Origin of the sequence: Scopulibacillus darangshiensis (genome assembly GCF_004341035.1) — a bacterium.
Lineage (GTDB): Bacteria > Bacillota > Bacilli > Bacillales > Sporolactobacillaceae > Scopulibacillus > Scopulibacillus darangshiensis.
Window position 1 is genome coordinate 1 of sequence record NZ_SLXK01000015.1, and the last position, 13,587, is coordinate 13,587.

Annotated in this window: 16 protein-coding genes, 1 tRNA gene and 1 rRNA gene; all 18 read left to right on the top strand. The window is 38.7% G+C overall.

The genetic code is table 11. From position 1 onward, the window contains the following. Positions 1 to 318: 318 nt before the first annotated feature. The 18 genes from rrf to EV207_RS11365 all read left to right on the top strand — a co-directional run bounded on the left by rrf (position 319) and on the right by EV207_RS11365 (position 13,580). Positions 319 to 434, top strand: a 5S ribosomal RNA gene (gene rrf, locus EV207_RS11285). 190 nt (positions 435 to 624) lie between these two features. Beyond that, a tRNA-Asn gene (locus EV207_RS11290) sits at positions 625 to 699 on the top strand. A gap of 215 nt (positions 700 to 914) precedes the next feature. Next, entirely contained in the window at positions 915 to 1,829 is a 915-nt protein-coding gene (locus EV207_RS11295) for a tyrosine-type recombinase/integrase (RefSeq protein WP_132746274.1), read from the top strand. Positions 1,830 to 1,840: 11 nt separating this feature from the next. Further along, positions 1,841 to 1,996, top strand: a complete 156-nt coding sequence (locus EV207_RS23020; protein ID WP_165886913.1) for a hypothetical protein — start codon at positions 1,841 to 1,843, stop codon at positions 1,994 to 1,996. Between the two features lie 8 nt (positions 1,997 to 2,004). Continuing rightward, positions 2,005 to 2,253, top strand: a complete 249-nt coding sequence (sinI, locus tag EV207_RS11300) for a DNA-binding anti-repressor SinI (RefSeq protein WP_132746275.1) — start codon at positions 2,005 to 2,007, stop codon at positions 2,251 to 2,253. 204 nt (positions 2,254 to 2,457) lie between these two features. Further along, entirely contained in the window at positions 2,458 to 3,213 is a 756-nt protein-coding gene (locus tag EV207_RS11305) for a helix-turn-helix domain-containing protein (RefSeq protein WP_132746276.1), read from the top strand. A gap of 57 nt (positions 3,214 to 3,270) precedes the next feature. Next, on the top strand, positions 3,271 to 3,879 hold the full coding sequence (locus EV207_RS11310; RefSeq protein WP_132746277.1) for a hypothetical protein: 609 nt from the start codon (positions 3,271 to 3,273) through the stop codon (positions 3,877 to 3,879). Between the two features lie 14 nt (positions 3,880 to 3,893). Beyond that, complete coding sequence (locus EV207_RS11315) at positions 3,894 to 5,174, top strand: DUF4365 domain-containing protein (protein WP_132746278.1); 1,281 nt, start codon at positions 3,894 to 3,896, stop codon at positions 5,172 to 5,174. Between the two features lie 208 nt (positions 5,175 to 5,382). Continuing rightward, positions 5,383 to 5,763, top strand: coding sequence for a YjcQ family protein (locus tag EV207_RS11320; protein ID WP_132746279.1), 381 nt, complete (start codon positions 5,383 to 5,385; stop codon positions 5,761 to 5,763). Positions 5,764 to 5,801: 38 nt separating this feature from the next. Next, positions 5,802 to 6,497, top strand: coding sequence for a DUF4145 domain-containing protein (locus EV207_RS11325; RefSeq protein WP_132746280.1), 696 nt, complete (start codon positions 5,802 to 5,804; stop codon positions 6,495 to 6,497). A 73-nt stretch (positions 6,498 to 6,570) separates the two neighbouring features. Next, positions 6,571 to 6,816 carry a hypothetical protein gene (locus EV207_RS11330; protein WP_132746281.1) on the top strand — a complete coding sequence of 82 codons (246 nt, stop codon included), beginning with the start codon at positions 6,571 to 6,573 and terminating at the stop codon, positions 6,814 to 6,816. Positions 6,817 to 8,582: 1,766 nt separating this feature from the next. Beyond that, positions 8,583 to 9,347 carry a BRO-N domain-containing protein gene (locus EV207_RS23445; protein ID WP_243647027.1) on the top strand — a complete coding sequence of 255 codons (765 nt, stop codon included), beginning with the start codon at positions 8,583 to 8,585 and terminating at the stop codon, positions 9,345 to 9,347. Positions 9,348 to 9,715: 368 nt separating this feature from the next. Then, positions 9,716 to 9,931 carry a helix-turn-helix domain-containing protein gene (locus EV207_RS11345; RefSeq protein WP_132746282.1) on the top strand — a complete coding sequence of 72 codons (216 nt, stop codon included), beginning with the start codon at positions 9,716 to 9,718 and terminating at the stop codon, positions 9,929 to 9,931. 13 nt (positions 9,932 to 9,944) lie between these two features. Further along, positions 9,945 to 11,825: a hypothetical protein gene (locus tag EV207_RS11350; protein ID WP_132746283.1), complete on the top strand. Its 1,881-nt coding sequence runs from the start codon at positions 9,945 to 9,947 to the stop codon at positions 11,823 to 11,825. 25 nt (positions 11,826 to 11,850) lie between these two features. After that, positions 11,851 to 12,474: a hypothetical protein gene (locus EV207_RS11355; RefSeq protein WP_132746284.1), complete on the top strand. Its 624-nt coding sequence runs from the start codon at positions 11,851 to 11,853 to the stop codon at positions 12,472 to 12,474. A 91-nt stretch (positions 12,475 to 12,565) separates the two neighbouring features. After that, positions 12,566 to 13,171, top strand: a complete 606-nt coding sequence (locus EV207_RS11360; protein ID WP_132746285.1) for a hypothetical protein — start codon at positions 12,566 to 12,568, stop codon at positions 13,169 to 13,171. A gap of 43 nt (positions 13,172 to 13,214) precedes the next feature. Then, a complete protein-coding gene (locus tag EV207_RS23025) occupies positions 13,215 to 13,364 on the top strand; it encodes a hypothetical protein (RefSeq protein ID WP_165886914.1) in 150 nt (49 codons plus the stop codon). 6 nt (positions 13,365 to 13,370) lie between these two features. After that, positions 13,371 to 13,580, top strand: coding sequence for a hypothetical protein (locus EV207_RS11365; protein WP_132746286.1), 210 nt, complete (start codon positions 13,371 to 13,373; stop codon positions 13,578 to 13,580). Positions 13,581 to 13,587 lie beyond the last annotated feature (7 nt).

Consider the following 13,587-nt stretch of genomic DNA (forward strand, 5'->3'; position numbering starts at 1 on the left):
TCGAGGACTTAACCACACACCTATGGATGATGTTTTACCCTTGTTTTTTCGCTTCTGGTTTTGAAGGAACATGACGCACATCTTGTGCGGATGCTTCTTTAAAAAGTTTGTTTGGACTGCAATATTATGTTGCGCTTTAACAAACTACATAAAAAGGTTTGTCAGAACGAAAGTTATCACAAACCGTATAAAGGTTTGTTAGAACCAAGAAATTCGAGAAAGCCAATGACACATTACCGGAGTGTACAACTTGCGTACATGAGGATAATGAGGAATGCAGCTGACGAAGAAGTTTGCAGGTTATCACAAACCGCAAGGTCTGGCGGCAATAGCGAAGAGGTCACACCCGTTCCCATCCCGAACACGGTCGTTAAGCTCTTCAGCGCCGATGGTAATTGGGGGCTTCCCCCTGTGAGAGTAGGACGTCGCCAGGCGCCCTTTTTATGTACATAAAAATAATGTAGAATAGTAAAAGAGGAGGAGACAGTAGTCTTCTTCGAATAATATTCCACAGTAGCTCAGTGACGAGCGTTGCATCTCGAATAAACCTCGAGTTGTCTCGATGCACAGGCTGCGTAAGATATGCTTGCAGAAGGAGAGACAGTAGTCATCTTCGAATAATATTCCACAGTAGCTCAGTGGTAGAGCTATCGGCTGTTAACCGATCGGTCGCAGGTTCGAATCCTGCCTGTGGAGCCATTCGCTTCCATAGCTCAGCAGGTAGAGCGCTTCCATGGTAAGGAAGTCGGTCTCTTCGGTTCAGTAAACCTTGGAGAGACGGGGCTTAAAGTCGATTTTTAGGGAAATGGTCAGGACTTTACGCTTAAAGCTCTAACCTTCACAGCTTTACATATAAGATAAACAAAACCACTTTTCTTTTGAGGTAAAACTCATGAGAAAGGTGGTTTTTTGTTGTGCTCTTAAGATTTGCTTACAAGGAATTTTATGCAGACAAGGAGCTTCAAGGTTTGCAAGGAACAACTCTGAAGGGCTATGACATGCTCTTTGAGGACTTCATAGACTTTTGCGAGGAGCAAGGCATATCAAACATTGAGGATATTAACACAAGGGTACTGAAGAGCTTCCTCAGCTATTGTAAAAAAGAACGTGACAACGGAAACACCAGCTTAAACACCAAGCTCAAGAATTTTAATGTCTTCTTTAACTTTTTGGTATCTGAGGAGCTACTGGTAAGCAACCCAGCCAAGCCAATTAAGAAGTTTCAAGAGGACATATCTATTCAGAGCTTTTCAGACAACGAAATTAAGCAAATGTTGAGCTGGCTCAGGAGGTGCAAAAGAAGAGAGAATACACTTCACTCAGTGAGAAACCACACTATTTTTGTTGTTCTTCTAGGAACTGGCATGAGGATTGGTGAGCTAGTAAACCTCAGATGGTCAGACATTCACTATGAGAAGGGCTATATCACTGTCTTTGGTAAAACGAGAAGACAAGAAACTATTCCAATGACTGAGAAGGTTGAGCGTGAACTGGCTTACTGGAAGAGCTATTGTGAAAACAAATTTGATATGGTCTCCTCTTATGTGTTGGTTAATCAGAAAAACAAGCCAATAACGGTCAACGCTATTAAGTGCTTTTTCAAGCGTCTTTCTAAGGTTATGGAGTTCCCAGAGTCCAGAGTGTCAGCTCACACCCTCAGACATACATTTGCAAGGAAATTCATTGAGAATGGCGGAGACGTGAGTGTCTTGAGTCGTATCCTCAGACACCAAAACTTACAGACAACCTCAAGGTATCTCAAGTTCTTCAGCAATACTCTGGCAGAGGACAATGAAAAATATAACGCCTTGAATGATTTGAACATATAGGGGGTAACTCAGTGAGAAATATGAGCACATCAAAGTTGTTGGACTCCCTGAGGTTGCAAAAGAAGGCACTGGAACAGCTCATAGAATACGCAGAAACAGAAGAGGACAAGGGAGCTTATATGCTGGCTCTTAAGAGAACAGAAATAGCACTGGAGCAATACGAATGAGGGGGCAAATGATGATTCATAATGAATGGCTATTGTTGGTTGTTGAAGCCAAGCGTATTGGAGTAACTTTGGACGAGTTCCGGGAGTTTGTTTGCAATAGAACGCCCGACTCCCCGTATTTTAAACGCTTGATAAGACAGAAAGAAGCCCTTGAGTATCTCATTGAAAATGACAGAGAAGATGGCAAGGAGAAGGATTTGAAGATTCATGAGCAGGCGCTTGAGGACGTACTCAGAGAGATAAGGAAATTTAGATAAATGCAAGGAAGCTCCCACTCAGTTTGGCGACTTGAGGGAGCTTCAAAGGGAAATAAACGAGGTTGCTCACCAGCTGACAACTGGAAGCCCTCAAAATAATGAGGTTTAACACTCAACCAAATAAAAGAGGGTTGCAACGCTCACTCTTATTTTACCAAGGGAAAGTGCTTCAAGGCAACCTTCAATACTGGAGGTTTATTTGTCATGGAATCATTAAGAGAATACTCGCAGTTTGACACGGTGAAGGAAATGGATGAATTCATATCTAAGGTACTAGCTCATTTTGATCTTAAAAAAACAGAGAGGGAGCTTCTCTGGATTATAGCTGGTCATTCTTGCAAGTTCATTGGAGTGAGCTTCTTAAAGTTGGCTTCCATGGCTAAAGCTATGGGAGTCTCCAAGAAGACGATACAAAGAGCTTTGAAGGCTCTCAGTGAGCTGGGAATAATAAAGCGTATACGGACGCTCAGACCAGTAAGAGGGGGCTTTGGAGCTTCCATTACTGTTATATGTCCAGTCGATTTGTCCACTCGTGAGGAAGCAAATGAGCCAGCTCCAGAGGGCACACAAGAACCAAAGAAGAAAAAAGAAGCATTTCCTTTTAAAGCTTATTCAAAAGATATTAAATACATACGACAACCAGAGTCAATTGATTATACATATTTGGAAGAATGGCTTCCTCAAGAGTTCATCAAAGCAGTAAAGCCATTTGTTTCACCAGAGGAAGCCTTCTCTCTTTGGGGTAAGGTTCAAGTTGCTTCAAAGAGATATGCTCCCTCAGTGATTAATGTTCTTGAGCCAGCTATAAGAGCATTTAAAGCCAGTGTGTTGGCTTACAAGGCAAGGCGTATAAAGAAAAGCTTTGGGGGGTACTTCTGGGGTTCGCTTTGTGGTGTCTTGGGTGTTGAACAAAGGAGAGCTTGCAAATCTGGGATTGACTCCTCATGGTTATTTAATTAAAAAAACATATTGACTCTTGCCATATTTTAGATAAGTATTTAATATGGGGGTATTACAATGTTCAATTTTTTCAAAAATAAAAAACCAAGGGGCTTAATTAAATATTTTGGCTTAACCGATCTCTGGCTGAATGAACTAACCGAGGAGCAACGTGAGGAAGTAAGAAAACGTTTTGATATGGGTATGGGAATTAATAGAGATTCAGTTGATAAAGAGGAAATCTCAAGCACTTCTATGCTCATTGAGGATTTTTTAATTGATATGGCTCAAGGAATTTCAGACCCTGAAACGAAAATTAAGCTTCTTGATATTGCTGACAACAAAGGGAAAGACACAAGGAAAACCATAATAGACGATCACTATGTAACTATGGGTAAATGGCAAGAGATAAAAAAGATGGCATATAAGGATAATAGACATTACCCAAGGCTTATTAAAATACTCAAACATGATTGTGCTATTTATGATGAATTTAAGATTCAATATTTCAAAGAAAATAAAATGGAGGTTACCTATCCAGCTTTTAAAGAACTAGCTCTGGCTTATGAGAGAACTGGAGAATATGAAAAAGCTATTGAGATAAGCAAGATAGCGATTGAAAAGGAAGTCAAAGAGCACACCTCATTTGAAAGACGTATCAATAAACTTGAAAAGAAATTGATATAAACGGGGGTTGGAAAATGGACTTAAAAAGGTCTCAATATGATGAAAACAACAAAAATGAAGGTAAATCAATTAGGTTCTTTGAAGGTGTAATAGAAGAAAACGGTTGGAAATATAGACGACAAGAAAAAGATAATGATATTGATGGTGAGATAGAGACTTTTTCTGAAAACGGAGAAACAACAGCAAAAGTCATAAAAGTTCAATTAAAGGCTACAACTTTATTGGAGTTAAACAAAGATTTAGTAGTATTTGATTGCCCAGTAAAGTTTTTGAACTTTTGTGATGTATGTGATATTCCAATTATTATAGTTGTATATGGAGTCGAAGAGAAAAAAGCATATTGGCTATGGACACAAAAATATATCTTACAGACTTTGGAAAATAATAATCCTAAATGGAGGGAAAACACTTCTAGTGTAAGAATAAAGATACCAATAACCAATGAAGTTTTAGAACATGAGAGATTTTACAGCGAAATAGATAGGATTTCTATTGAAGGAATTAATGAGATTCAGCAATGGAGGAAACAAGATACAAGTGAATATTACTATACAATATTAGAGGAAAAAGATAATTCCACTTTAAGCAAAAGAAGAATCAATGCCAAAATATACATAGAGCGCTCTTTGGCTTCTTCAAAGGATGCCATGATTGAACTCATTAAAAAGATAAATGAAAAGGTTAAAAGCAATAATTATAACAAAGGTGTTTTAGAAGGAAAAAAGATTACTTTGGAGCCAGATTATGTTTGGCTATATTTCTATGACGATTTAATTCAGATTGAGCATGGACTCCCTTTTTGTAGAACGGAATGGCTTGATAAGAAAAAAAATAACGCACCTATATTATTAAAAGAATATGACCAATTAATTTCCGATTTCAACATTAGAGTTAAATGGGAATATAACAGACCATTGCAAAAATATTTGATAACAAACTCGCATTCAAAAAACCAATATTTGGAGGATGTAAGGGGAGCTCTTAATTTTGCAATTGAGGAGCTTGAGTTACTTCCAAAATACTTTAGTGAGAAAGACAAAGACATATTTTATAATCACATCAATGAAAAACGTAAAGAATATACAAGTAACTATTTGGTATTGAGCGATTTGCTCCCGCCTTATGAATGTAGAACCCTACAAGGGGAATTGCATAACGCATTGTGTGATTTAGATAACTTAGCTATTGCAATTGAAAATAAGCAAGGAAATGAATATTACCTGAATAGCCAATACGTTTCAAAATTCTTTTCTCATCTTATAACTTTAAGAAGTGAAATCAAGAAAATAATATAATTGATTGTTATCAGGTAATTTCTTTCGAAGGTAGCTTTTGGCTGATCGAAAGGGTGACCTCACTATCAGGGATTTATTCCATTGTTTAACCTTAAGGGCTACTCCTCAATAGTCTCTTTAAGTGTCGATATTTGGCGAATGAAACTTGTAGGTAATTTGCTCCTCTTGTTGAATAAGTTAAGTTATTAGACAAAGGGGGAGAATAATTATGACTGAGCTAGACACTAAACAAAAAGTTTTGGTTGCTATTTATTTGGAGTATCAAAAGGATTTACCTAAAATGGATAATATAACATCAGAAAACCTCTCGCTAGATAACAGGGTGTTTAACACAGCACTAATCAAACTAGAGAACGAAGGATTAATAAAAGGGCTGAAAACAACCAAGTTTGATGTTTTTACTGCTTTTGTGATGATGACTAATCTCGGGATTAACTATGTAGAGGAAAAACTTGAGATTAAACCAACCTTATCAAATGGTGAGAAGGTGAGGGAGGTTACCAAAAAGGTCACCTCATGGGGGTATACTGAGTTGAAAGACTTCTCAGCTAAGTTTCTAGCTGAGTTTGTAAAAGGTATACTTAAATAGCGCTCAATAATATCTGGTGTAAAAAAGAGGGGAAGGTCATGAGTGATACCAAAATATTAACTTGTTTTCACTGTGGGAATAAAACTCCCATGGAGTGTGTTAATCAATATAAAGACGTAGAAGTGGACTATTGTTATGATGATGAAATAGGTAAAGATGTTCCGGTTGCTGAGTATTATGAGGAGTATTCCTTTTATAAGTGCCCAGTTTGCCAGCGTATCTCTATTGGATTGAATAGCTGGGACACAACTGTATTTCATCCAGTAACAGGAGATCCATTTGAGGATTTTCGCTTTATTTACCCCAATGTTACAGCTGATATGAAACATCTCCCTGAAGATGTTAAAGGTGCTTATGAGTCAGCCTTAAAGGTTAAAAATATAGATCATGCTATTTGCGCTTTATCATTGAGAAGAACCCTAGAAATTATGTGTAAGCAAAAAGGAGCAAAAGGTGATAGTCTTTATAAGAAATTAAAGTTCCTATCAGATAAAGGAACTATCCCGCCAATATTAGACAACATCTCCCTCATTATTAAAGACCTTGGAAATGAAGCTGCTCATGGTGATGAAGCAATTTTTGATAAAAATATTATAGATTCAATGATAAGGTTCACTAACATTGTACTTGAGTACGTTTATTTACTCCCGAGAGAATTGAAGAGAATACAATTTGAGATGGAACTTAGAGAGGAAGAAAAACAGCAAAAGGAGCAAGAAAAGCAAGTTACTTAGAGTTAGTACCCGATAGGGTGCTTTAATAAGAAATATGAATAATTATGTTAAAGTTAATTCGGAGGTTTAAGCATTGCATATGAAGAATTTTATACTTCACGGAGATATATTGTCAGTTGAAGTTAAAATTGAAGATGTTGACTATATTTTTGGTGTTCAATGGAAAACCCCTGAAAAGCCATACGGTGAAACATGGACACTAAAATCTTATTGTAATAAATCCACTGGTAAAAAGGATTTATCAAAAAGAGAAATTGAGAAGTTTATGGATACAATTAATGCAAGATGGAACTGGAATATGGAAGCATATCAAAAGTAATAAACTTTAACTCATAGGTGACATTTTGATGGCTTGTAAGTAGGCGACTGGCTCACTTACAAAGTTTTTGAGTTGGAACTTCTAAGGTGAACTTATTCGTTGGTTGGGAGGTTGACTCTACAGGGTGGTTTGTTCAAACCCCGACCTCCTCACGAGCGATCCTCTATTATTCACCTCCAGAGTCATTTCCTAGCCCTGAGAAGCGTCTCATAATCCTTCCTACAAGCACCAGTTCTCAGATCAAACCAAAGAGCAAGCTCACAAGAAACCCCGAGGAGACAGCACTCACAAGCTTTTACCCAGTGCTCCAGTTCCTTGAGTTCCAGCTCCCGAAAAACCCAAGAGTAGAGACCACTTTCCCGCCATTTTGAGCCTTATTAGACCACTTCCCTAGTACCCTCCAGAGAAGAACGCTGATATAGAGCCATTCTTGAGACCACTTTCTAAATAGGGAAGTAGTTTGGAGCTACTGAGTAGCCAGCTCATAGGGTGGACTTAAGAGCCCAGATCATGAATACACTTTCTTTCTCTTGTTATTTGTTCCCTTTGATACAGCCCTCAAGTGCTACCTCAAGAACAGCTAACAAGAAGGCTTCTGAGGACTTCAACGGGAGCCAGATCAATAAGAGCCTAGCTCAAGCAATCCGAGAGAGACTACTGTGGTGCTACCCGAGTGTCAGCCCTTGAGGTGATGACTCATAAACTGGCTGGCTCATTAGTTGTCGTCATGTGTTCCATTATGAGATAGCCTTGAGAGCTTCATATTTAGCTTGTGTTGTATCCTTTGTGCGCTTCTAGTGTTATTGTTCTAATAAGCGGTTAAGCGTATCATAGGTCTTCTGGCGGGCTTCTCTTGAGTGCTGGCTCAGAGGTTGAACTTTGAGGGGAAATTCAAGAGGAAAAAATTATGAGAGGTAGGGGTATTCTCACACACACATAGTGACATTTATAGAAAATATAAAAATAGAAAGTGCCTTGGTAGTTACTTCCAGAGTCTACCTCCTGAGTCCATCTCAAACCAAGCAACCAAAGAGCTGACTCTCTCAAGCTCCAGCTCCATACCCCCCCCCCCTATGAGTTGAACAGGGGAGGGGGCATTTTCTAGTGTAACTATCTAATTTTATATTAAAATTTTATTTCTCAAAGTTCCCAGATCAAAGGGTATAAAAAAGTAGAAAAATATTAATTTAGGGGTTGACAAGTTTAGATTTGTAATGCTATCTTTTATTCTTAGGTTGTTACTAATAAGGTTACCCTATTAGATTAACTAATTAAGGTTCACCTCATATATTATTCTAATTATATTTTACTAATATACTTAACTAGATAAGCTAACTAGTAAACCATATATAGATTAAATATAAGGTGTATTAATAAGTTTAACTCAAAAGTGTTGAAAATCACTAATATAGTCTTATTACTAAATTTCAACGTTTTTAATTTGTTCCCTATCTCATCTTTAAATAAAAACCATGAGATGGCTGTCCTTATAGATCACCTCAGTTAAGACACCTTCTTTCTTTTTTGTCTCTTATTTTGTCACTTCATATTTTATTTTCTTTAATCCATGATACGGAAAGGGCTGATTAACGCCATTTTTGATACTGAGCTAGTGAGGTTCTCTTCATTCAGCGCTCTTATCGGTAAAACATATTTTTACCCTCGAAGTGCCATAATCATAGTCATGCCAATGATTAAACCCCATCCCTTAGAAAGTTCAACTTGGTAAGAAAACAGCCAACGAACATTTCAAAGGGAGAGATTACATGCCACAAATATTTGACTTTCAAGGTAACCAAGTGAGAACAACTCAAGAGGGTGAGGAGGTTTGGTTTGTTGCTAAAGATGTTTGCGAAGTGCTAGAGCTTAAAAACACCACAATGACATTGAAACGTTTAGATGAGGACGAAAAGGCTAAATTAAATTTAGGGTTACGTGGCGGAGATACTAATTGTGTTAATAAGTTTGGTCTTTATAACTTGGTTTTACGGTCTGAAAAACCTCAAGCTAAACCATTCCAACGCTGGGTTACCCATGAGGTACTACCCGCTATTCGCCAGGACGGTGGTTACATGGCGACTACTGAGGGGGACAATGAGCAAGAGCCAACTCAAATGGAAAACTTAACAATTATTCACAAGCAGGCTGTACTTGGGAGAAACTTTAAGGTCTATGGTACTACTGAGGAGCCACTCTTTTTAGCGAAAGACGTTGCTGAGTGGATTGAGTACGGTGTCAAAAATGCGTATAGATTATATGATATGGTTGAGGGAGATGAAAGAAAAACCTGTTCCACATATTTTGGGGGTCAGCTTAGGGAAATGAAGTTCCTCACCGAAGATGGACTATATGAAGTGCTCATGCAGTCACGTAAACCATTAGCCAAGCAATTCAAGAAGCAAGTTAAGCAAATAATGAACACCATTCGGAAACATGGAGCTTATATGACTCCTGATACACTTGAGACAGCCAGCTCGTTATTTTCCCCTTTTGTTCCGCAAAAAATTTTTTCAATTTTTTTATTTCCTTGATATGACTGGCTCTAAAGCCCTTTCCCTATTTTGAAAATGAAGCGTATGTAAACACCTTTCTGATATATATTAGTGTAAGGGATTTTCCTTCATGACTGCCTTCGTGCCTTTTGCGGTTTTCCTTCTAGTGATTTACACAGTTTGCTTTGAATAATTGACCTCTTTCATTATCATTTGCTGATGGTAGCTCAGGGAGCTGGCTACTCAAATAAAGCTCCTTCATATCGCTCATTTTTTTAAATCTCCATTATTTTTTAAATCTCCATTATTTTTTTAATTTCACAATTGGAGCTCTTTATGACAGGGCTTCTTTTTATTGGAGTTAAATTGATATTGGTCATTCTTAATACAACCAAGGGGGTGAAAAAATGGTTCATTATACTGCTTACAACGATTTGAAAACTTTAATTAAGTCTAAAGGATACACACAAGCCCAGTTTGCTGAAATAACTGGAATGGACAGAGCAGAAATTTCAAGGCTATGCAACCGCCAAACATTCACTCTCAAGAAGATTTCTCAAATAGCTTCAGCTCTGGGAGAGGAGGACTTGAACAAATATATTAAGTTGGTCAAAACAGGTTAAGGAGGGGAAATAATTGAGGTTAATTGCTGAGATAGGAGACAAGGCGGAGCTTGATGAGTTCAGCAAAAAGCTTTCCCATGATAGAGACGCTATTCATTTGTCTCTTGAGTTTGACGGAATAATGAAAGAAAGAGGAATTAAGCTTTCTCTTGATGAGGTCCATTTTACACAAGCAAGTTTTGCTTTCTGGAATATTCAAGAACAGATGATAACCCCAATGGCTCATTGTGCTCCAGCTGGTTTTGGTAAGTCTACGATGTTGGAACTCTGGGGGGCTTATAATGGAAAACACAAAAGTTCTCTCTGGGGTGCTATCGTTGCTAAGCCAAAGGTTGAGCAGGTTATTGAGTTTACAAACAAGATTAACTCCCAAACCAATGGAACAGCAAGAGCGATTTTGGGAAAGGGTCAGTTTGAAACAGATAAGGAATATAAGGAACAATTCAAATTCCAAGAGTCAGCTCCTTTGCTTGTTATGACTCACAAAATGCTTGAGGTTTTGGTATCCCAAGGGAGACTGCCACAGTTCAGCAAATGGATTGATGGGGAAGGGAATGCTAGAAGGAGAACAACCCTAATTATTGATGAACGTCCAATGTTTGCGGAAACTTCCACTCTTACACCAAGCACAATTGAGAAGCTCATAGACCTTGTGAGAGGTGTTTCATTAGCCTCATCTGGTAGGGAGAAAGCTTACTATGCAGACATTCAGAAGGTCGCCGAGAAGCTCAAAACAGAGCTCAAAAAACCAATTCAGAAAGATTCAAGAACAGTCTACACAGTACCAGCAATTGACCCACTTTGGGAGGTACCCAATGAACTGGCAAATGATTGGATGAAAAACATTGACATTCTTGGTAATGAGCATACTCTTCTAGGGATATTTGAAGAAGCCATTAAACGAGGTGGAACTTGTCAGGTCTCTGGCTCAGAGGGCAATGTTGGAACTAGCCTTATAATAGGGAGACAGATTTGGCAAAACGTCACATACATGAATACTCACATACTTGATGGTACAGCCATGGGAGATATGAATTATGGTTTTAGACCTTTTAATAAAATTGCTCCAGTGATTCCAGAGAGTGCATACCAAGGAACAACGATTAAAAATTGTTACAAACATAACCTTGGGAAGCAATTCTTTAAGAATAACGTGAAAGCCATTGACAAGACAGTGCAACTTGCTAAGGAACTATGTAAGGAACACAAAACGCTCTTGGTAGTTGTTTACAAGAAACTTTATGATGAATACAATAAGAAGCTTGCAAAAGAGATGGCACTTGGAAAGATTGAATTAAAATATTTTGATGACGAACGCTCCACAAATTCATACTCTCATTGTGACGGTATTCTATTTTTGGGGATTCACAGAAAAGCTGTTGGATATTACCCAGAGATTACGAAGGTCGTAACTGGTGATGAGGTCAATGCTGATTATGCAACTAGTGGAGGTTTGAAGTTCAAAAATGAGCCAGTTCAAGAATATTTTATTTCAGACCAGCTTACAGACCGACTTCAGGGTATAGCAAGAACAAGGAATTATAAAAGTGAAGTTTCCACGACCGTCTATATGTTTTCAATGGATAAAGAACTCCCAGAGAAAGTTATTGAGGAATTTGATGGAGCACAACTTGAAGAGTGGGGGCTTCCTTTCAGTCTAACTGATGAAGCCAAAAGAAAAAAGAAGTCAATTGACTATTATATGGATTACTTGAGAGCTGGAGACTTCTCAGGTGATGGTGTTAAGTGTTCTTATATTTATAAAGAAGCTTTGGAGATTGAAAGAACGACCTTCGCAAGAATAAAGAAAGCTCCAGAGGTTTTTGACCTCATGAATGAGCTAGGCATTGCTTACAACTCCAAGGGAACTAGAATTGTGAAATTACAAAAATAGCGGAATGATGAGGAGTGAGGGGTGTATGAAATACGAAATAAGGAAAACACCAAAGACAAGGCAATTTGAGCTGGTTCATGATGGTGAAGTTGTTCAAAAGGTCTGTCGCTCATGTGGTCATGTGAAGCTCATAGAGGACTTTCACAGATACTCAGCAGGTCATACTCGCCCAGATTGTAGAGATTGCCACAATAAGCGACAACGGAAATATATTCAAAATATAAAGCTCAAGAGGATAGCTTACAGGAACAACTCAAGGGCTAGATTGCAAGGTGCTCCAGATACTCTCACTGAGCAGGATGTCAAGGAGCTTTTTGAGTTCGCTGATGGGAAGTGCATGATTAGCGGTAAGGAGTGTGAGACTTTTGAGGTTGACCACTTGCAAGCACTCTCTAAGTGCTGGCTAGGAAGCACGGCTGGGAATGTGATTCTAGTTAGCCCAGGGGTGAATAGAAAAAAAGGAACGCTCTCTATATTTGAATTTGCTAAGTCTGAAAGCTCCAAAGGGCTAATTGATTTGTACCAATTGAGAAAGACTTTTGATTACTTGGCTTCAAAATATGGAATAACTACTGAGCGCTATGTAGGATTCCTGCTTGATTGCGAGGAGCTGGCTAAAAGGCAAAAGGAGCTCTTGTCAAAGAATTAACTCATAAGTGATAACTAAAATGCAACCCCTTGGAGCTGATCGCTCGAAGGTTATTTGGCATTCAAAAAAAAGCACTGGAGGATGATTGATTATGGGACTAAGAGAAATTTTTGGAGCTAAGAAGAAAACAGAACTGGAGAAAAACCAAGAGGAGCTGAACATTGTTAACAGCTCAATTAGTGAGGAACAAGCTACCAAGGGCAGATTGGCAGAAGCCACCCGCTTGATTAACATTGAGCTTGAGATTGGCACTGACAAGGAGCTTGAACGAAGAGCAAAACGGATTCAGACCGCTTCAGAGCAAAATGCTCAGAGATTAGCAGATTTGCAGGCTCGTAAAGCGGAACTTGAGAGGCAAATTCAAGAGCTCAACTCCGAGAAACGCTTGGCACACTTGCATGAACTAGCTGAGGAAGACCTCAAGAGTTACGAGCGAGGACGCAGAGCCACAGTCATAAAACAAGAGATTAGAAAGATTTTCTCAGAAATTGAGAGCAGAGATGGACAATGGAGTTACTCCAAACCTGAAAGACTCCTCAAGGAGTTTGGCATTGAATACGGTCACTTTAACCAAAAAGACCCTGTTCAAAAGGAAGGTCACGAGATTTGGGAACCAAAACGCATTCAGACTAATGAGCGGATTGATAAGGAAGCTAAAAAGCTGATTCAGGACATTAAGGACTACATGGGAGAGTAATGCCCTCCCCTCTTCCCCAATTTCAACTCAGGAGTGATGACCAATGAGAAAACCAGTGATTACCTTTGAGGAGCGCCTTGAATGGATAAACCACGAGAACCAATTTGAAAGCACACTTGCAAGGCTCCAGCTCAGACAGTTGAAGCTCGAAGAGATGAGATGCTCTCAAAAATACAACCCACAAACGAGGTGAGCACGATTGGAAAATGTCAAACACAATTATAAAGCTTTGCTTATGGAGTACGATAAGGCTTCAGAGTTTTTCCAAGAAACTGGGTTTACTCGGTTGCTGGCTCACGCTCTGGAAAATTTAGAACGCTTTGAGAGAGTGTTTATTAAATATTTTTCTCTTGAAGAGCTTCAGGAGTTACAGGTTGAGCTAGGCTCACAAGGGTTGGCAATTGTTTAATAACACT